Raw genomic sequence first — 20,270 nt, forward strand, 5'->3', positions numbered from 1 at the left:
AATGGAGCGTTCAGTTGGAGAAGAGAGGATTTTTTCAGGAAGAATTCTGGGGCTTGAAAGACATACAGTAATTTTGCAGGATGGAAGTCTAGCTCTCAGAGAGGTGGTTAGGCATCCCGGGGCCGTCGCGATTGTCGCATTTGTCAGTGAGCAGTTGCTTCTTGTAAGGCAGTTCCGATTTCCGGTTCAGAAGTACATGCTTGAAATACCGGCTGGAAAGCTTGATGCGGGCGAGAGACCTGAAGATTGTGCTAGAAGAGAGTTGCTTGAGGAAACTGGCTACGTACCAAGATTTCTGCACAAATTGATTACAATAGAAACCTCTCCGGGCTTTTCCGATGAGATAATTCACATATATGTTGGTGAAGTAGAGAAGTCTCAGGAGCCGTGTCCCGATGAGGGGGAATTTGTTGAGCCGGTTCTGGTTGATTCTAAAGAGGTTGTAAAGATGATAATTGGTGGTCAAATTACCGATAGCAAGACGGTTTCTGGTATTTTGCTCGCTTTTGCTGGAAGGGAAAGTGATAAGTATGATTAGAGTTAGATTTGCTCCAAGCCCAACCGGATACCTCCATGTTGGAGGAGCTAGAACTGCGCTGTTCAACTACTTGTTTGCAAGGCACTACGGTGGAAAGCTTGTTCTCCGTGTCGAGGACACCGATATTTCCAGATCCACTAAGGAATATGAGGATCAGCTAATGGAGTCGCTTCTGTGGCTTGGTATAACATGGGATGAGGGTCCAGATGTCGGTGGCGCTTTTGGCCCATACAGACAAAGTGAGAGAGGCCCTATTTACAGGGAAATGATCGGGGATCTGCTCCAAAGGGAACAGGCTTATGAAGTCCATGCCTATCCTGAAGAGATAGAGGAACTGCATGACAAATTGCTATCAAAAGGGAAGGCGCCACACTATGATCAAGAGATGCTTGAGGCCTTCAACACCGATGAAAGAATCTCTGAGTTCGAATCCAAAGGGTTGAGACCTGTCGTTTTTTTCAAGATGCCTCGGAAAGAGTACAGACTTCCAGATTTGATAAAGGGTGAAGTAGTCTTTAAGGAGGGAGCAATTGGAGATTTTGTGATTATGCGCTCCAACGGTCAACCTATCTATAACTTCGCTGTAGTGGTGGACGACATCACAATGGAGATCTCGCACGTGATACGGGGAGACGACCACCTTTCCAATACTCTAAGGCAACTTGCACTCTATGAAGCCTTTGGAGCTCCAATACCCTCCTTTGCCCATGTTTCGATGATCCTTGGACCTGATGGAAAGAAACTAAGTAAAAGACATGGCGACACTTCGGTTGAGCAGTTCAGAGAAAGGGGCTTTTTGCCTGAGGCCTTCTTCAATTTCCTTACACTGCTTGGCTGGTCACACCCGGACGGTAAAGAGATTCTGAATCACGAAGAGATTGTAGAGAGTTTCTCCATTGAAAGGGTCAACACAAGCGCTGCAATATTTGATGAGGCGAAAGCCAAGTGGATGAACGGGGTTTACATTCGCGAATCTGATCTTGAAAGAATAACCGATTTGGCAGTCCCCTTTATCATTCAATCGAAATTGATGACTGCAGAAGACGCCGTCGCCAATAGAAAATGGCTGAAAAGAGCAGTTGATTCCGTTCGAAAGGGTGTGGAAACACTCTCCGAAATACCGGATAAGATGAGGCTATATTTCGAAGATCCTCAGGTGACTTTTTTCACTCCTTCCAACGATGTTGAAAAGGGTGTTTATAAAGCTTTGGAAGCTTTCAAAGAACGAGTCGAGTATCTTGATTCCTGGAGCAACGATGAAATAATTGGTACAATAAGAGGCATTCTCAAAGATCTGAAACCGGACAGAAAGGCTTTCTATATGACCCTGAGAAAAATACTCACATCTGTCGAAGAGGGGCCCGAATTAGTAGATATTATTTTTCTCTTGGGAAGGAACAAGACTCTTAACAGGCTCCAGCGAGCAATCAACTCTATATAGACAAAGAGGCCAATCAAGGCCTCTTTTTATTTGTCATGAATCCTTTTCATAAGGTGTACCGGAAGCTGCAGGAGACCGTGTCTTCCCGATGAATCCTCCGACTACTATCAGCGTAACCACAAACGGAAGCATATTGAAAAGAGGTTTTACGCTGGACGAAACAGAGACTATAGAGCTGCTCTGTAGCTGAAGATTCATTGCTTCCGCAGCGCCAAAGAGAATTGCGGCCCACATGGCTCCAACGGGATTCCAGTTACCCAGTATCATCGCGGCAAGCGCAATAAACCCTCTTCCGTGAATCATGTTTTCGACGAATCTTCCAAGCTCTCCGACTGAAAGAAAAGCTCCGGCTAGGCTTGCAAAAACGCCACTCATAAGAACACCGAAATATCTGATCTTGAAAACATTTATTCCAAGAGTATCGGCAGCTTCGGGGTTTTCTCCGACAGCTCTCATTCTAAGCCCAAGGGGAGTCTTGTACATCAAGAACCAGCTGGCGATTACAGCGATAATGGCTAGGTAAGTAAAGGGACTCATAGAACCAAAAATATCTCCGATAAAGGGAATCTCACTTAGCCAGCCAGCATCAAGATATGGCACGCGGCCAATGAAGTCTGTTTGACCCTCGTTACCAAAGATAGGAATCATCAAGAATGAAGTTGTGCCTTGTGCAATTATTACAAGAGCGGTAGCACTTACAATCTGGTTTGCAGACCACCTTATACTTGCCCACGCATGAAACCAAGTAAAGCCAGTACCGATAATTACTGCCATCAGAACCCCGAGCCAGGCATTTCCGGTTATTAGAGTGAAAACGATCGAAGTAAAGGCTCCCATTAGCATGATGCCTTCGAGCGCAATGTTTGTAACTCCCGTGATTTCACTATAAGTTCCTCCGAGAGCAGCAAAGATTAAAGGAGTCGCAGAGAGCAGCGTTAGTTTATAGAACAAGGGGTTGACCAGAATTGCAAAGATCGCTTCGATCCAGCTCATATTGCAGTCACTCCTTTCTTTCGCTTCCAGGAAATCAGCGTTGATACTATTCTTTCGGCTGCCACGAGGAATATCACTATGCCTTGAATTATCGAAACAATGTCGTTTGGAATCTGAGCTCGAATTTGCATCGCATTTGAACCGGTTCTTAGGGCAGCTATAAGAAGAGCAGCGAAGATTATTCCAATCGGGTTGTTTCTTCCTATAAGCGCAATCGTTATTCCATCAAAGCCTCTTCCCCCAGTGAGTTCTCCAACGAATCGATGAGGTGGAACACCAATAAGGTCGACAATTCCTGCCATTCCAGCCAGAGCGCCACTTATCGCCATAGTAAGAATTATGCTCTTCCTGATGCTTATACCTCCATACTCTGCAGCATGAGGGTTGAATCCGACTGCCTTCAGCTTATAGCCTGTTGTAGTCTTTTCAATCAAGATATACATGATTATTGCAACAGCAACAGCAATGAAAATTCCGATGCTGAGTTCAGTCGCTTGAACCTTCAAGATCACAGGAAGTTTCGACGCCTCCGCAATCTCAGGACTCTTTGGAGTTCCGGAGCCCACGGCGAGAGGCCCAGTTACCATATAAGATGCCAAGTTAGAAGCAATCCAGTTCAGCATAATCGTTGAGATTACTTCGTGGGCACCAGTGAAGGCTTTGAGAAATCCGGCAATTGAAGCCCAAAAAGCTCCTGCAAGCATTCCCGCGAGAATAGAAAGAGGGATCGCTATAACTGACGGAATTCCACCGATGTTCATAGCGACCACTGCGCCTATAAGAGCACCCATTGTCATCTGACCTTCAGCACCTATGTTAAAGACACCTGCTCTGAATCCAAAACCTACGGCGAGACCGGTAAGGATCAGAGGCGTCATCTTCATTATTGTGTCTGCGATAGCTTCCTGGCTGCCAAAGGCTCCATCAAGCATTATCGCGTAAGCTGTCACTGGATTCTTTCCGATCATGATGATAATTATGGAGGCGATTAGGAGAGCTATCAAAACGGAGACGATAGGAACTAGTAAAGCATATATTTTGCCCGTGTTCATGATTCATCACTCCGTTCCCTGACGACTTCGGTCTTCTTGTGGCCCGCCATCATAAGGCCAATCTCCTCTCTATTAACTTCATGCGGAGCCACTTCTCCCATTATCTGACCTTCGTAGAAGACAAGTATTCTGTCTGAAAGAGAAAAGATCTCATCGAGTTCCATCGAAATCAGCAGCAATGCGATTCCCTTATCCCGCATAGATATCAGCGTCTTATGAATGAACTCTATCGCACCAATATCAAGCCCTCTTGTTGGCTGAGAGACTACAACCACTTTGGGTTCAATGGGTACTATGCTGATCTCGCGGCCCACTACAACCTTCTGTTGATTCCCTCCGGAGAGATTTCCAGCAATCATGTTTATATTCTTTGGCCTTATGTCAAAAGTCTCAACAACATCACTTGCGAAGGTCTTGACAGCTTTCAAATTTATGAACCCCTCTTGGGAAAATGGTTCTTCATCCTGCTTCCCCAGTATGAGGTTATAATAGACGGGATATTGCATTATCATGCCCCTTTTGTGTCGATCTTCTGGGATGTGTGTCATTCCGGCCTCTCTAATCTCAAGAGCTGTATGATTTGTCAGATCTTCTCCATTGAGGAAGATTCTTCCCTTTTCAACCTTTCTAAGTCCAGTAATTGCTTCAACTAGTTCCGTCTGGCCATTTCCCGCGACGCCGGCGATACCAACTATCTCGCCCCGACGAACTACGAAGGATACGCCATTTACGGTGTCGAGATTTCTGTTATCCTTTACGTGGAGATCTTTTATCTCCAAAACGGTCTCCCCTGCCTTTTTCTCTTCTTTTTCGACTCTGAGGAGGACCTCCCTGCCGACCATCATATTGGCGAGTTGTCTTGGATTAGTGTCTTTAGTATTGACTTGACCGGTTACCTTTCCCAATCTCATGACCGTAACTCTGTCAGTAATAGCCATTACCTCATTCAACTTGTGAGTAATGAAGACTATTGTCTTGCCGTTTTCCTTAAGAACAAGGAGTATTTTGAAAAGTTCCTCTGTTTCTTGAGGGGTAAGAACCGCAGTTGGTTCATCGAAAATCAAGATCTCTGCGCCCCTATAAAGGATCTTAAGGATCTCAACTCTTTGTTGCATGCCAACTGGAATGTCTTCGATATATGCATCGACATCAACGGCCAAGCCGTATTTTTTTGAGAGCTCTATTACTATCTTTCTTGCCCTGCCGGAGTCCATGAATAGCTTCAAGGGTCCTCGCCTAGGTTCAGATCCTAAGACGACATTTTCGGCTACCGTTTGATTGTCTACAAGCATGAAATGCTGGTGAACCATTCCTATTCCCATATCTATGGCATCTTTCGGCCCGTTGATTATTGTCTTTCTACCGTTAATAAAAACCTCCCCTTCATCAGGGGTATAAAGTCCATAAAGCTGGTTCATCAGGGTGGTTTTCCCGGCACCGTTTTCACCGACAAGTGCGTGAATTTCGCCCTTCCTGACTTCAAAATTCACATGATCATTGGCCAAAACAGAAGGGAATTGCTTCACTATGCCTTTCATGGCTACTGCAATACCAGAGAGATCGAGGTTTTCAACGTAATTCAGGTCCACACGCCCACCTCCATCGTACATGATACGAAAGATCGGGAGAGCTTACTCTCCCGATCTTTGATATCACACGGTTGTGTGAAGAGCTTCCATTAAGGAAGGGTTATTTCTGGGACAACGAAAGCGTCAAGTTTTTCCTGAGTATCAGGAACAACTAGCGTTCCGGCTTTTATTAGGCCCTTCAGGAACTCGACTTGAGAAAGGATAGTCGGTCCTACTATATCCTTGGTATAGGTCATAGGGCTTGTTCCCACGCCTTCATCCTTTATACCCAGTGTCTTTGCTCCAGGTTCGAATGTTCCCAGAGCAATACTCATGACGGCCTGATAAGAAGCCATGTCGACTCTCTTAACTGAGCTTGTAAGAACTCTTCCAGGAGCCATGTAATCCTGATCGACATCGACACCAACTGCGAAGAAGCCCTCACCCTTCTCAGCTGCGGCCTCGATGACTCCATTTCCACAGGCCCCTGCGGCATGGAAGACTATATCCGCGCCTTCTGCGAACTGAGCGATGGCAAGGTCCTTTCCCTTCTTCGGATCGTTGAAGTCCATCGTATATCCCTGAAGTATGCTTATGGTCTTTCCATGGAGTTCTTCGTAAACTCTGATTCCAGCTTCATAGCCATAGCGGAACCTTTCGACCGGAGGAATTGGGAGACCACCGACAAAACCTACCATGTTTGTTTTCGTCATAGCTGCAACAACGTAACCAACTAGGAAAGCTCCTTCCTGTTCTTTGAAAAGATAAGTTGCCACGTTGTTGGGCATGTTCTCGATCGGATCGATGTCGATCCCAATGAAGTAAGTATCCGGGAACTGAGGGGCAACCTTGTAAAGTGCGTCAGCCATCATGAAGCCTACTCCAAAAACGATGTCTGCTTCCTTGGCGGCATTAGACAGATTCGGAATGTAGTCGGCCTGCTCTTTCGACTGGACTACTTCTCTCTCCAGTCCGAGAAAATCAGAGGCCTTTACTATTCCTTCCCACGTGCCGTCGTTAAAAGACTTGTCACCAAGTCCTCCGACGTCTGTAACCATGATTACCTTCATAGCCAGTACCGGGAGAGCAAACATTAGAATAAGTGAGAACACCAACAAAAGTTTTAGTTTCATTCAACAACACTCCCTTTCTTATGAGATAGTAAGATCCAAAGAACTGATAATGCAATTATACCCGCAAAAACTATCAAAAACAAAGCGTTTACTGAGGGTTCAATAGATATTCTTAGCATCGGAGATCCGCCTTGAACAAAGAGATTTAGCGTATCGATACCCGGCAGAACGATTAAAAAATAAGCTGTGATCACTGCAAGATTGATGAAGGAGATAACCGGTTTTCGCACAACGAACAATGTTATTGAGAGCAAGAGCAGAGCCACGACAAGCGATGCAAATTCGGGAACTCTGTAAACCTTAACTGGAACTGAAGAAGGGGCGTCATTCAGAAGAGGGGCCATCTTTTCACGGTAATCATCAAGGGCGACTTCAAGTTCCGGCTTCGACTGAAGCTCCGTTTCCAGTGAATTAGAAAAATCTTCTCTCATTCTACTACCTGCAAAACTAACAATTCTTTCTGAAGTATCTATTAGGGTTGATAAGGCAGCTTCGTAACCTTTACGATTTCTTTCGCTGTCGCGAATGAAACCTTCTATATCTTTTGTAAGGCCTTCTAATTCAGAGACATAAGTATTCTGATTTTCAATTGACATGTATTCACTGAATGCCGGTGCAGCCACTCTTAGCCTTCCGTTTGAGTCGACACTAAAACTCATTTCAGCAGCCGTTGAGAAAGAGTTCATCTTGTTCGGGATAATGACTCTCAAGACTCTCTTGAAGCTATTCAATTCACTTGAAACAAGTGAGTTCAAGTCTCTTGTTTGAAGGCTGATCATCGATTCCGGCGCAAGAAAGACATCATTTTTCAAAGTTGAATAATAAACGGAATCATAGAATCCTTCAAAGTTGTCCATCAGGAGTTCAGGCTGTTCGTTGAGAAGGTTCATGAATGGCAGTAATGCTATCAAGAAAAGGAGAAGGAGTTTCAGAATAAGTATCCTGCTCCTTTTTCTTCTACTGAATGCGGCTGCAACAGCAAGTATGAACACGAAAGCAAACGCTGGCAGAGCAACAACTGAATGAAGCGACAAATCAAATATGCCCGTGGTTATCTCTCCGATGAAGAAGATATAAAGCGTTTCCAGAATTATTATTATTCCAATAACATATTTTCTCATAGCAGGAACAACTGTGAATCCCAAAATGGCAATCAGTGCATAGGCCAATACTCTTAACCACCAGAGATCGATACGTTTATCAATACTTGAAACTAGGCTCTTGGAAAGCTCGTTCCTTATTCCTCCCATTATGTTTGCCTGAATCGGAACGATCTTCCTTACTTCGCTTTCGATGTCGCTTTCTATTAGACTTGTAGGAGTAAACTGTTTTAGAGATAAAAGCTGGGCTCCCATCTGGATCTTCTCTACTATTTGAGATCTTAATTCTTGATTCTCCTCAAGAATGTCCATCAAATCCTGAAAGTAGGAGTCTTCAGGTATGGAATCAATCTCAAATCCCGGGATGTCCTTAACTCTTACCTCAACGGATTCAGGATAAAATGGGGCTTTATCAATCAATCCAATTGATCTAAGAAGCCAAAGTCTGAAAAGCTCTCTTCCCGAAGACATAATTTCTGCATTGCCTACCTGTGAAAGATCCATCGCAGTTTGAACAGCTAATCTGTTGACTCCCTCATCGACGAGCGAGCTAACACTATATTCTCTGTTGCTTATGGTCGAAATTGCTGAATTAAGCGCATCAATTACACTTCTGTTTGAAAGGCTTAGTATTTCTTTTTCTGAATCATATGGCGCATCAGCTTCAATACTGTAGGAAGAAAAGGAATCCGTTACCAGAAGTTCGTCAGGAAATAAACCGGGCTTGGTTTCTATTAGGCCTAGAGAATAGGCGATCCATTCTTTGTAGACTTCTCCGGCCATTTCACGTACTCTTGAGGAATATGTATTGAAGACCTCAAGGTAAGCCGGCATTTCATTGAGGGTATGTATTTCAAAAGGCTTTCCAGAAATATCAGTAAGGACCCAGGCGAGAAAGGCACTGTAGGCGATTCTGTCGTCGATGTCACGAAACTCACTTTCATCGAATGCTTCAATATGCCTGGTAAGAAGTCCGGCAATAGTTGTCGAACTTTCCTTCTTTTCTATGCTACCAACCATTTGAAGTTTGTAAAGTCTGTAGACAGACAAATAATCGAGATCTTCAATCAGCTTCAGAACTTTTGGAAGACTTGGCTCTTCCTTATTGTAGTCTTCTACGTAGGCCTTGAAATCTTCGATAATAACTTTCTGGCTAAAAGAAAAGGAAAGAATGGCGATCGCCAGAAACACAATGACCGAGAGTAATCTCTTTGGCACTTCACACCTCCAGCCCGATCACTTGTTTAACATATTCTCAATAGCATTGATTATCACATTGAGACCGGTAGTATTTGCGGCCCCGTCAGGTAAAACTATATCACAAAAGTATTTTTGCGGTTCTATGAAACTCTCGAAAGAGGGGGCGACAAATTTTCTGTATTGTTCGATTATGCTCTCTATTGATCTCCCTCGTTCCTTTGTATCCCGTTCAATTCTTCTAATTAGCCTTTCATCAGCCGGTGCATCTATGTAGATCGAAAAATCGAAGAGATCCCTCATTTCTTTCTTGAACATTACCAAAAGTCCTTCGACAATAATCAACGGTTTAGGTATGAACTTTCTACATATTCCAGACTCACGCCTATAGGTCACCATACTATAGACAGGAACCATAATGCTTTTGTTCTCTTTAACGGATCTGAGATGCTCTTCGAAAAGCTCAAAATCAAAGGCCTTAGGGGAGTCAAAGTTGAATTGTCTTGGATCGGTGCCTGGATCGAGATTCTTATAATAGTCATCCATAGAAAGGACCGCAGCTCGTTCCATGAAGTGGTTGAAGATCATATTTGTCACCGACGTCTTTCCTGCCCCGCTGCCACCAGTTATTGAAACGAGGACCATTAATGCTTTCTTCCTTTCTTTGAAGATCCATAAGTCATGCTAAAAGCAAGTGACCGGAAAGAAGCCGAAATATCTATCTCTTCGTTTATGATCTCCTGAGGTAAAGAAAGTCTTATTGGCGTAAAATTCACTATGCCCTTTATACCTGCCTCCGTTAGCAAATCGGCGGTGCTCTGCGCCGCGCTTGCCGGAACAGTAATCACACCGATTTCAATATTCCTACTTTTGACTATTTCTTTCAATTTGGCCGTGGACTCAATCATGAGGTTATTTGGCATGGGCATTCCTATCTTGTTAGGATTGTTGTCGAACAGTGCCTTTGCAACGAATCCCGATTTGGAAAGGCCTGGATAGTTGGCCAGCGCCATCCCCAGATTTCCCATTCCAACTATACAGGTATTCCACCTCTTTCTGATTCCCAGTATCTCGCTTATGCTGTCAAGAAGAAGCTCGGTGTTGTAACCTACACCCCTTTTGCCAAACTCGCCAAAATATGAAAGGTCTTTTCTGACTTGACTGGCTTTGATGCCTAGCCTGTCGGCAAAGTCTTTTGAAGATATGCTTGACACCCCAGAGATCACCAGATTTTCTAGGCATCTGTGAAAAATTGCAAGTCTCTTGATCGTGGGCTTGGGAATCTTCCTACTGTCCATTATTTATCTTCCTCCAGGAGTTCCTTTGCGAAAATTATATCATGGTTACCGTCGGTTCATCTTTGATTGAGCCACTCAAAAATGTGAGACAGCTACGTGCTATAATTACCTTTAGAATGTTCATAATGTAGACTGGAGCACATTCTATGGAAAAGAGAGTTGTTTTGAAAAGCCAATTTGTATTAGTACTAATGCTGATCATATCTCTTTTCCTTTTTGTTGAAACTTTGTACATTATCAGATATGTGAAGGAATCGCGGTCGGCTGAATTTGAGGTAATTTTTTATGATAATACTACACCGATCAGGATTCTCCTGGATGATGAAGGATACGTTCTTCAGCCTGGGGAGGGTTTGATGCTAAGTATTGGGCGAAATGACGAAGTAATTGTCGAGCAAGAAGTAGCCGGAAGATACACAATAAGAGGTGGCGGAAAGATAGTCAATGTGAGTATTCCGCGTGTGAAAGTGAGTGTAAAGTGATGGGGAATTATCGAAAGACGGAGATGGTCAATCTCGTAATCTTTGTTTTCGGTTCATATATAGATTACAGATTGCAGGAGATTCAACCTGTTCTTGAGAAAAGATTTGGGCCAGCAGACTACATTTCAAAGGCTCTGGATTTTGATAGGTACACATCTTATTACAATGATGAAATGGGATATGGCTTGAGGGGAAAATTGATCTCCTTCAAAAGGCTTATTCACCCACAACAGATTTCTCTGATAAAAAGATTGACGAATGCGATAGAAGATCATTTCACGTTGGAAGGCAATCGAAAGGTAAATCTGGATCCGGGTTACATTCATCATGCGCAGTTCGTGCTGGCCTCTACGAAGCACTGGGCAAATCGTGTTTATGTTGGAGACGGCATTTATGCAGAAATTACGCTTATGTACATCGATGGCTCTTTGAAACCTCTTCCATACACTTATCCCAATTACAAAGATCGTGAATACATAGAAGAGCTTATGAAAATCAGGGAGTTGTATCTTCTCAAGAGAAAGGAAAGGCTATGAAGCTCGGAGTTCTTTCTCTGGGATGCTCAAAGAATATCGCTGACATGGACAACTTCATGGGGATAATGGCTAATAGAGGACACGAGATAGTTGAAGATGCTTCAGTTGCGGATTTGATAATTATAGATACCTGCGGCTTTATTGACGATGCAAAAAAGGAGAGTGTGGAGGAAATCTTCAAATTCATTTCTCTTAAGCAAGAGAATCCTGGATTGAAGGTAGTAGCTGTAGGGTGTCTTGTGCAGCGATATTTTGATGAACTAAAATCGGAAATTTCTGAGATAGATGGACTTATAGGAGTTACAAGTCCATTTACTCTTGCAGATCTAATTGAAAATGGGGAGTTCTTCTATTTGAAGGAGCCAGATGGAGTATACGACTTTTCCAGTAGAGTGGTCAGCAGTAAGTATTCTGCTTATGTGAAGATAGGAGATGGCTGTAACAGAAACTGCGCCTTTTGTTCTATTCCTAATTTCAAGGGGAAGTCGGTGAGTCGAAATCCAGATAGTATAGTTAAAGAGACACTTTCTCTCATAAGAAAAGGAGTAAAGGAGATCGATCTCGTTTCTCAGGATTGTACACAATATGGAAAAGACTTGAATGAGAAAACGGATCTCAAGAGCCTTCTTGAGAGGCTCAACAATATTGATGGGGATTTCTGGATAAGAGTTCTTTATCTTCATCCTGATCACGTTGACAACGAGCTTGTCGATTCGATTCTCTCACTGTCAAAAGTCGTAGATTATTTTGATATTCCAGTTCAAAGCGGTTCTACAAGAATCTTGAAGAAGATGGGGAGGATAAAGGATTCAGATCGGTTGCGCGAGCTGCTGTTTGGAATAAGGCAAAAGGCTCCTCACGCTATTCTGAGAACAACCTTGTTGATTGGTTTTCCCGGTGAAAGTGAAGCAACATTCAATGAAACCCTTGATTTTGTGAGAAGTGTAAAATTCGATAGACTTGGAGGCTTTGTTTATTCCAACGAAGAAGGGACTCAGGCATTCGGCCAGAAGAGGACGATCGGCAGAAAGGCGGCTAAGGAAATGCTCAATTCGTTGCTTGAAGAACAGGACACGATTTCAGCCGGAAGGCTTTCCCAGTTCAAAGGACAGATAATGACTGTTCTTGTTGAAGAAAGCGGTTCAAGTTATTCGCTTGGAAGAGCCTATAACAGTGCGCCAGACGTTGACGGAGTGGTGGTACTTAAAGGTCATAATGAGGATGGGGTTTTTGTTAAAGCGAGAATTACTGATTCTTATGAACATGACATGGAAGGTGTTATCTTGGATGAACTTGCCTAATATTTTAACTTTATCCAGAATGTTGCTTACTATACCTGCATTGCTGATGCTAATGAGCGGGAGTGTTGTGGGTCACTATTTTTCGTTTATTGTTTTCGTTGTCGCTGCTTTGACAGATTTCTTCGATGGCAGAATAGCGCGAAAACGTGGACTGGTTACGGATTTAGGAAAATTCCTTGACCAGATCTCCGATAAGATACTGGTTACTTCAGTTTTCTTAGGGTTTATGGGACTGTCCAGGATCAGTCTGTGGTTCCTCTTTATCCTCATATTCAGGGATACACTTGTGTCAGGGATTCGAATGGTTGCTTCAAGTAAGGGAAAAGTGATTGCCGCGGACATATTTGGCAAAGCCAAGACCGTGGCGCAAATTGCGCTCTTGATACTTCTTTACTCTAATTTGCTCTGGGGATTTCCCGCTCCGAGTGTGATGGTTTGGTTCGAGATCCTTGTTGCTATCATAACGGCGTTAAGTGGGGGCAATTACCTACTTAAGAATCTTGATATCTTTAAGGGAGGAAAGTAAATTGCGCTCTTTTATTGCAGTTGACACCGGCGAGAGAGTCCCGGCAATGATAGACGGTATATCTGAAAAGCTTAGAAGAATGGGATTCAAGGCATCCTGGGTGCCTGGAGCAAACGCTCATGTCACGCTTGCATTTCTTGACAACATTGAGTTGGACAAACTTGCTTTGCTCGCGTCGATGCTTTCTCGCAGATTAAGAGGCTTTCCTTCTTTTACTTTGGAGACGGGTAGAATAGGTTATTTCAAGCACAAGGATCTGCCGAAAGTAATCTGGGTTGCAATCGAGCGGAACCAAAATCTTGTCAATCTCCAGAGAGAAACAAGAGTAGTGCTTGAGGCGTTAAGTCTTCCCGTCGACGAGAATTTCAGACCCCATCTAACAGTTGGAAGAATGAAGTTTAGTCCGCCCATGTGGCGCAAGTTTCTAAGCACTCTTGAAAATGAGCACATAATCTTCCCTGTTGGAGAAGTTACAATATTCGAATCTATCCTTTCGAGGGAAGGCGCAACATACAGGAAGGTCTTCACATGCAGTTTTGAAGGAGGACTGATTGAACATGCTGTCTAAGGATAAGAAGAACGCACTTGAAAGGGCAATAAAGGACATTGAAAAACAGTTTGGTAAGGGTTCAGTGATGTTGATGGGTGATAAGGAAGAACACAAAAACATAGAAGTTATCCCTACTGGATCGCTTGCAGTTGATATCGCTTTAACGGTTGGAGGATACCCGAGAGGTAGAGTTGTTGAGATCTATGGTGCGGAGTCAAGTGGCAAGACGACCATTGCCTTGCATGCGATTGCAGAAGTTCAGAAGCGTGGTGGAATAGCTGCTTTTATCGATGCTGAACATGCGCTGGATATTCACTATGCCCAGAACCTCGGCGTAGATGTTGACAATCTTCTTATTTCTCAGCCAGACTATGGGGAACAGGCCCTTGATATCGTCGATGGTCTTATAAGATCAAATGCCGTTGATCTAATTGTAGTAGATTCTGTCGCTGCCCTGGTCCCTAGAACTGAGATTGAGGGGGCTATGGGTGAACTTCAAGTCGGACTCCAAGCCCGTCTTATGTCTCAGGCATTGAGAAAGATTTCCGGAAATGTTAGTAAGTCCAAATGCATAGTCATTTTCATTAACCAAACAAGAATGAAAATTGGGGTAGTTTACGGGAACCCTGAAACCACCACTGGAGGAGTAGCTCTTAAGTTTTACTCTTCAGTAAGGCTTGAGATAAAAAGAGGGAGCGCGATAAGAGAAGGAAATACGGTCCTTGGAAACGAGACAACGATAAAAGTCGTAAAGAACAAAGTTGCGCCTCCATTCCGAGAAGCGAAGGTCGACATAATCTATGGACAGGGTATTGAACATGCAAACGAGCTCTTCAATCTTGCACTCTCAGAAAACATGATAGAGAGGAAAGGCGCCTGGTATACCTACATCTCGGAAGATAATAATGAGGTAAGTCTTGGTCAGGGAAAGTCAAACGGTGTGGAATTCATGAAAGAGAATCCCGAGTTGATCCTTGAAATGGAAAACAGACTTAGAGCAAAATACAATTTGCCACTTCTAGAAGCTAAAAAAGAGGAGAAGGAAGAGGAAGGATAATGCTTTCCGATCCAATGAAGGATGCAGTTAGATACATAAAGTATAGGATGAGATCCAGAAAGGAGATAGAAGACCAACTACTGAAAAAGGGTTATTCTCAGGAAGAAGTCGATGAGGTCATTGAAAAACTTGAAGAGCAGAAACTAGTAGACGACAGAGTCTTTGCCAGTCTTTATGTGAGCGATGGACTGAACGTTCATCATAAGGGCCCATTCAGAATCAGACAGGAGCTTTTCAAACTGGGCATCTTGGAAGAGATTATCTCTGATTCAATTGAGAAGGAATTGGAAAACTGCGACTTAAAAGAGATTGCAAAAATTGCAATTGGTAGTACAGAAAGAACAGATGCTGATAAAATGCGAAGAAAGCTTTATAGAAAAGGATTTTCGTCTTCGTTAATAGACGAAGTAATTGATGAAATTGATGAGAAATCATGAAGGGAGGGAGCTGGTTTCCTCGACTGAAATTGAAAGGACCAGCGTTGAGAAACTATGATGTTTTTGATTGGTATAATAGCCGGCCTCGCAGCAGGGATAGCGCTGGCTTATTTTATATTCACCCCCTCTGCCGTGAAGAAGGCGAAGGAGGAGCTGCAACTTCAGCTGAAATCGGCGAAGCAAGATTCAGAATCGATCATAAAAAGGGCTCAGGAAGAGGCAGATCATCTGAAGAAAAAGGCTCTCATTGAAGGGCGCGAAGAACTCCATCGACTTAGGGAAGAGCAGGAGAAGGACTTCAAGAGAGATCGAGAGGAACTGAAGCAATGGGAAGACAGGATTTCGAGAAGAGAAGACAACATCGACAAAAAGGAAGAAGCTATTGAAAAGACGAGAATGCAACTAGATTTAGAGCGCGCTCGGGTTGAAGAAATGAAAGAAGAAGCTGAAAAGAAGCTCTTCAGTTTGGCCGAGCTTTCGATGGAGGAAGCGAGGAATATGGTTCTGAAGAGAGCTGAAGAGATATATGAACATGATCTTGCCCAAAAGCTGAAGGAATTGAAAGATCACTACGATGAAGAGGGAAACCGTTACGCAAAATGGGTAATCGTGAATTCTGTGCAGCGTTACGCTGCAGACTACACAGGAGATGTGACGGTAAGCGCTGTTAGCCTCCCTTCAGATGAAATGAAAGGTAGGATTATTGGAAGAGAGGGTAGAAATATCAGGGCCTTCGAAAAGCTAACAGGTTCAGATCTTGTAATCGATGACACACCTGAAGTCGTAGTCGTATCTTGTTTCAATCCTCTGAGAAGAGCAATAGCCAAGATGACTCTAGATAGACTTGTGGAAGATGGCAGAATTCACCCGGCAAGAATCGAGGAAATGTACGAGAAATCCAAGAAAGAGATTTACAATGAAATAAAGGAAGCCGGTCAGGAAGCGTTAATGAAAGTGGGAATTCCTTCTATGCATCCGGAGCTTGTCAAACTTCTCGGTAGACTGAAGTTCAGGACCAGTTACGGGCAGAACGTCTTACAGCATTCGATCGAGGTAGCACATTTGGCGGCGTTGATGGCCTCGGAACTTGGACTGAACGTCGATAAGGTGAAGAGAGGTGCAATTCTTCATGATATCGGGAAGGCGATTGATCACGAAGTTGAGGGATCCCACGCAATAATCGGCGGAGAAATCGCAAAGAGATACGGCGAAAAGAGTCACGTGGTGAATATGATTCAGTATCACCATGGTGAGACCGAAGCTTTAACTCCTGAGGCAGTTCTGGTAGCCGCGGCAGACGCAGTCTCGGCATCCAGGCCCGGAGCAAGAAGAGAGTCGCTAGATATGTACATAAAGAGGCTGGAGAATCTCGAAAATATTGCCACCGGGTTCAAACACATAGAGAAGGCTTACGCTATTCAAGCCGGGAGGGAAATTCGAGTCATCGTTGAACCTGAAAAGGTTGACGATCTTCTTGCTGAAAAGATGGCCATTGATATAGCAAAGAAGATTGAAGAAGAACTGGAATATCCCGGTGTTATAAAGGTTACTGTAATAAGAGAGCGAAGAAGCGTCTCTTATGCTTCCTGAAAGATTGACATAGGAAAAGCAGTGATATAAAATTGAAACCAGGTGCCAACGTAGCTCAACCGGTAGAGCGGCTCATTCGTAATGAGCAGGTTGGGGGTTCAAGTCCCTTCGTTGGCTCCAGATGCGCCCTTTACGGGCGCATTACTATTGGTGGTGGGAAAAATGGATAACTTCGAGTTAGAGGTTCTTCGATTTGTAAAAGAATGGGATCTCGTACGCGAAGGGCAGAGAATTCTTGTTGCCGTTTCCGGTGGAAAGGATTCAATGGCTCTCTTAAATGTTCTAAACAACTTGAAATCAACATTAAAGATAGAGCTCTTCGCGGCTAACCTAAACCATGGCCTTCGCGAAGAGGGACCCCAAGAAGAGGCAAGAATGATTGAGCAGTTCTGTGAAGATCGCTCTATAGATTTCTTCCATGAAAAGCGCGATGTGAGGGAATACATGAGAATGAAGCAGGGAGAATCAATTGAATCGGCTGCAAGGGAAGTAAGATATGGTTTTTTGAGAGACGTGAAGTCTATGGTAGGAGCCGACCGCATTGCTCTTGGTCACAATCGAGATGATCTGGTGGAAAATACCTTATTGAGATTGGTGAAGGGGACAGGCATGAAAGGCGTAATTGGGTTGCGTCCATCGAACGGTGATTTGATAAGGCCACTGCTGTTCAGCGATATGCAGCGTATTGTAGATTATGTTACAATTAACAAGGTTACATTTATGGAGGATGAAACCAACGCTGAGGATGGTTTTGAGCGCAATTTCCTGCGTTTGCGGGTCATACCTGAACTCAGAAAGATAAACCCGGCACTTAACAAAGCTATTTGGAGGTTCTTTGAAAATATCTATGATGGATATTCGTTAATTGATTCGAGGGTGGAAACGCTAATGTCTAGATTTGGGAAGGCAAATGGGATATATTTCGCTAGGCTCTCTGAACTGAGAGAGATAGAGAAACCTCTCATTCTTGAGCTAGTTAGAAAGATAGTGTCTATGATGAGTTTTGACAACTACCCTCCTTCTCGGGAGCGTGCGTTAGCCTTTTTTGATCTCTTCTCTAAAGACGAAGGTCGGTGGACAGTTGAGTTCAAAGAAAATGTGAAAGCTTCCAGGATTGGCAAATATGTGTTTTTTTACAGAGGAACCCTTGAGTTTCATGGGCATGAAAAAAGTTTTATAGAATCCATTCCTTTTGTCTATGAGGCAGAAGGCTGGCAAATCAAAGTCGAATCCAAGGCGGGAATTTCAAGTGAGAATTACGGTGAATTTGATGGTGCTTTCAAAAGTATATGTTCAGATTCCCGAATTATCTTTCCGTTGAGTATTAGAATGATGAACGACAAGGATAAGATTATACCCTTTGGAATGAAGAGAGAAAAGAAAGTGGTAGATGTTTTGTCAGACAAAGGTCTTAAGGGCTTCTCGAGTATGATAATGGTTCTTGAAAACGCTTTTGGAGAGATCCTCTGGATTCCGGGTGTTGTCACGAGCGAGTTATGTAGAGTTGGCCCCTCCAGTCGTAACAATGTAGTCTTTAGCCTTGAAAGGAGGTAGTTCTGTGGATCAAAAGCCCAGGATTGGAATGATTATATTTTACGTTGTTTTAGGTTTATTCCTGCTGATTGCTCTCAGGGGCCTGTATCCAACTGAGACAAGCATTGTAGTTCCTTACACAAAATTTTTGGATGACTTCAATAACATAATCGATATAGTTGTTTACGACAGCGGAAAAGTTGTCTACATAACGGGAGACAACCCAAGAAGGTCTCTTGAGACTTATGTTCCATCTCAGACGCTTGTAACACAAACCTTCCAGGATCACATTGACTTGCTTGCTGAAAGAGGCGCAAACATAACGTTCGAGCGAGGAAGCGATTCTCTTTTCTGGGTGAATCTCCTCGGTACTTTGATCCCTCTGGGGATTATCATATTCATATGGTTCTTCCTAATGAGATCAATGTCCGGTAGGAATTCTCAAGCCTTCACTTTTACGAAGAGCCCTGCAAGGAAGTACGTTAACACTGATAAGAGGGTAACTTTCAAAGATGTGGCAGGAGTTGATGAGGCGCAGCAAGAACTGGCAGACATTGTCAGCTATCTCAAGGATCCGTCGATATTTGCAGACACTGGCGCAAGAATGCCTAAGGGTCTTCTGCTTGTGGGGCCTCCCGGAACGGGAAAGACATTGCTTGCAAGAGCCGTAGCTGGTGAAGCAGGAGTTCCGTTTTTCTTCATTAGCGGGTCGGACTTCGTCGAGCTCTTCGTAGGAGTCGGTGCGGCAAGAGTGAGAGATCTGTTCACTCAGGCAAAGTCTTCAGCGCCTGCGATTCTTTTCATCGATGAAATCGATGCGGTTGGAAGACATAGAGGAGCAGGGCTTGGCGGAGGACACGATGAGCGGGAACAGACTTTAAACCAGATTCTAGTGGAGATGGATGGGTTTGATGCTAAAACAGGTGTCATAGTAATAGCCGCAACAAACCGTCCAGACATTCTCGATAAAGCTTTACTAAGACCTGGGAGATTCGACAAGAAAATATCTGTTGACCCTCCTGATTTGAAAGGGAGATCAGAGATTCTCAAGATACATATGCGCGGAAAGCCGATAGATCCCGAAGTCGATGTTCAGCTCTTGGGAAGGAGGACACCTGGATTTGTCGGTGCAGATCTTGAGAACCTGATCAATGAAGCGGCAATTCTCTCAGCCAGAAAAAAGAAAAAGATGATTGGAATGCCAGAACTTGAGGAAGCCATTGATAGGGTCCTGGCCGGTCCTGCAAAGAGATCGAGAATCATAAACGATAGAGAGAAGAAAATACTTGCCTATCACGAACTAGGCCATGCGGTTGTCGGCTTAATTCTTCCAAAGGCGTTCCCGGTTCACAAAGTAACAATAATTCCTCGTGGGACTTCTACCCTGGGTTTTACGGAGAGTCTACCGCTGGAGGATAGGTACCTCATAACCAAGTCTGAGCTTCTGGATAATATGGCGCAGGCGCTTGGAGGAAGGGCAGCCGAAGATCTTGTCTTTGGAGAAATAACCACAGGAGCTGCTAGTGATCTGGAAAGAGCCAGCGCGATGGCGAGAAGTATGGTAACACAGTTTGGAATGAGTGAAAGACTGGGACCCATTGCCTGGGGCAAAGAGGAAGAAGAAGTATTCCTGGGCAGAGAACTCACGCGGATGAAGAATTACTCTGAGGAGATCGCTAGCGAAATTGACTCCGAAGTCAAGACTATTGTTCTCACTTGTTATGAAAAAGCTAAGAGAGTCCTCTCTGACCATAGAAAAAAGCTTGATGAAGCGGCAGAGTACCTTCTTCAGAAAGAGACTATTTCGGGGAAGGAACTGGCCGATATTCTTGGACTTGAAGGCGGCAACTATTACAAGGATGATCTTGAGGCCATAGACATTGCTCCAGGAGCATCTGCAGAAGAGCCAGATATTGCAAAGGATTAGAGGTGGCGAAA

Annotated in this window: 19 protein-coding genes and 1 tRNA gene; 13 read left to right on the forward strand and 7 right to left on the reverse strand. The window is 43.9% G+C overall.

The window, feature by feature from the left end; translation table 11 throughout:
• Nucleotide 1 precedes the first annotated feature (1 nt).
• Entirely contained in the window at nt 2–538 is a 537-nt protein-coding gene (locus Y696_RS02055; protein ID WP_006491936.1) for an NUDIX hydrolase, read from the forward strand.
• The gene (gltX, locus tag Y696_RS02060) at nt 531–1,979 is read left to right on the forward strand and encodes a glutamate--tRNA ligase (protein WP_121509694.1); all 1,449 of its coding nucleotides are present in this window, start codon (nt 531–533) and stop codon (nt 1,977–1,979) included. Before Y696_RS02055 ends, gltX begins: the two co-directional genes overlap by 8 nt.
• A 33-nt stretch (nt 1,980–2,012) precedes the next feature.
• Here the strand turns inward: gltX and Y696_RS02065 are convergent, their stop codons facing one another.
• From Y696_RS02065 to Y696_RS02095, 7 genes are all read right to left on the reverse strand, one after another.
• A complete protein-coding gene (locus tag Y696_RS02065) occupies nt 2,013–2,972 on the reverse strand; it encodes an ABC transporter permease (protein ID WP_006491939.1) in 960 nt (319 codons plus the stop codon).
• Complete coding sequence (locus tag Y696_RS02070) at nt 2,969–4,024, reverse strand: ABC transporter permease (RefSeq protein ID WP_006491940.1); 1,056 nt, start codon at nt 4,022–4,024, stop codon at nt 2,969–2,971. The genes Y696_RS02065 and Y696_RS02070 overlap by 4 nt, the downstream gene beginning before the upstream one ends.
• Nucleotides 4,021–5,562: an ABC transporter ATP-binding protein gene (locus Y696_RS02075; RefSeq protein ID WP_041928396.1), complete on the reverse strand. Its 1,542-nt coding sequence runs from the start codon at nt 5,560–5,562 to the stop codon at nt 4,021–4,023. Before Y696_RS02075 ends, Y696_RS02070 begins: the two co-directional genes overlap by 4 nt.
• Before the next feature lie 140 nt (nt 5,563–5,702).
• Nucleotides 5,703–6,725: a BMP family protein gene (locus Y696_RS02080; protein ID WP_121509695.1), complete on the reverse strand. Its 1,023-nt coding sequence runs from the start codon at nt 6,723–6,725 to the stop codon at nt 5,703–5,705.
• Nucleotides 6,722–9,043: a hypothetical protein gene (locus Y696_RS02085; RefSeq protein WP_121509696.1), complete on the reverse strand. Its 2,322-nt coding sequence runs from the start codon at nt 9,041–9,043 to the stop codon at nt 6,722–6,724. Before Y696_RS02085 ends, Y696_RS02080 begins: the two co-directional genes overlap by 4 nt.
• Before the next feature lie 18 nt (nt 9,044–9,061).
• Entirely contained in the window at nt 9,062–9,667 is a 606-nt protein-coding gene (gene udk / locus Y696_RS02090) for a uridine kinase (RefSeq protein ID WP_014730222.1), read from the reverse strand.
• Nucleotides 9,667–10,320: a redox-sensing transcriptional repressor Rex gene (locus Y696_RS02095; protein WP_121509697.1), complete on the reverse strand. Its 654-nt coding sequence runs from the start codon at nt 10,318–10,320 to the stop codon at nt 9,667–9,669. The genes udk and Y696_RS02095 overlap by 1 nt, the downstream gene beginning before the upstream one ends.
• Before the next feature lie 146 nt (nt 10,321–10,466).
• On the opposite strand from Y696_RS02095, the gene Y696_RS02100 reads away from it, so the two are divergent.
• The 11 genes from Y696_RS02100 to ftsH all read left to right on the forward strand — a co-directional run bounded on the left by Y696_RS02100 (nt 10,467) and on the right by ftsH (nt 20,259).
• The gene (locus Y696_RS02100; protein WP_121509698.1) at nt 10,467–10,802 is read left to right on the forward strand and encodes a hypothetical protein; all 336 of its coding nucleotides are present in this window, start codon (nt 10,467–10,469) and stop codon (nt 10,800–10,802) included.
• Nucleotides 10,802–11,338, forward strand: coding sequence for a DUF4416 family protein (locus Y696_RS02105; protein ID WP_006491952.1), 537 nt, complete (start codon nt 10,802–10,804; stop codon nt 11,336–11,338). The genes Y696_RS02100 and Y696_RS02105 overlap by 1 nt, the downstream gene beginning before the upstream one ends.
• Nucleotides 11,335–12,639 (forward strand): 30S ribosomal protein S12 methylthiotransferase RimO, encoded by a 1,305-nt coding sequence (gene rimO / locus Y696_RS02110; protein ID WP_014730224.1) that lies wholly within the window; start codon nt 11,335–11,337, stop codon nt 12,637–12,639. The genes Y696_RS02105 and rimO overlap by 4 nt, the downstream gene beginning before the upstream one ends.
• Nucleotides 12,626–13,165, forward strand: a complete 540-nt coding sequence (pgsA, locus tag Y696_RS02115) for a CDP-diacylglycerol--glycerol-3-phosphate 3-phosphatidyltransferase (RefSeq protein ID WP_039882805.1) — start codon at nt 12,626–12,628, stop codon at nt 13,163–13,165. The genes rimO and pgsA overlap by 14 nt, the downstream gene beginning before the upstream one ends.
• Nucleotide 13,166: 1 nt before the next feature.
• Entirely contained in the window at nt 13,167–13,733 is a 567-nt protein-coding gene (thpR, locus tag Y696_RS02120) for an RNA 2',3'-cyclic phosphodiesterase (RefSeq protein WP_006491955.1), read from the forward strand.
• A complete protein-coding gene (recA, locus tag Y696_RS02125; protein ID WP_006491956.1) occupies nt 13,723–14,772 on the forward strand; it encodes a recombinase RecA in 1,050 nt (349 codons plus the stop codon). The genes thpR and recA overlap by 11 nt, the downstream gene beginning before the upstream one ends.
• Complete coding sequence (locus tag Y696_RS02130; RefSeq protein ID WP_121509699.1) at nt 14,772–15,209, forward strand: regulatory protein RecX; 438 nt, start codon at nt 14,772–14,774, stop codon at nt 15,207–15,209. The genes recA and Y696_RS02130 overlap by 1 nt, the downstream gene beginning before the upstream one ends.
• Nucleotides 15,210–15,263: 54 nt before the next feature.
• The gene (gene rny, locus Y696_RS02135) at nt 15,264–16,799 is read left to right on the forward strand and encodes a ribonuclease Y (RefSeq protein WP_006491959.1); all 1,536 of its coding nucleotides are present in this window, start codon (nt 15,264–15,266) and stop codon (nt 16,797–16,799) included.
• A gap of 44 nt (nt 16,800–16,843) precedes the next feature.
• Nucleotides 16,844–16,919: transfer RNA gene (locus tag Y696_RS02140), tRNA-Thr, on the forward strand.
• 42 nt (nt 16,920–16,961) lie between these two features.
• Nucleotides 16,962–18,353, forward strand: coding sequence for a tRNA lysidine(34) synthetase TilS (gene tilS, locus Y696_RS02145; protein ID WP_121509700.1), 1,392 nt, complete (start codon nt 16,962–16,964; stop codon nt 18,351–18,353).
• A 4-nt stretch (nt 18,354–18,357) separates the two neighbouring features.
• The gene (ftsH, locus tag Y696_RS02150; RefSeq protein ID WP_121509701.1) at nt 18,358–20,259 is read left to right on the forward strand and encodes an ATP-dependent zinc metalloprotease FtsH; all 1,902 of its coding nucleotides are present in this window, start codon (nt 18,358–18,360) and stop codon (nt 20,257–20,259) included.
• The last annotated feature ends 11 nt before the right edge of the window (nt 20,260–20,270 follow it).

This window comes from Mesotoga sp. H07pep.5.4, assembly GCF_003664935.1.
GTDB classification, from domain to species: Bacteria; Thermotogota; Thermotogae; order Petrotogales; family Kosmotogaceae; genus Mesotoga; species Mesotoga prima.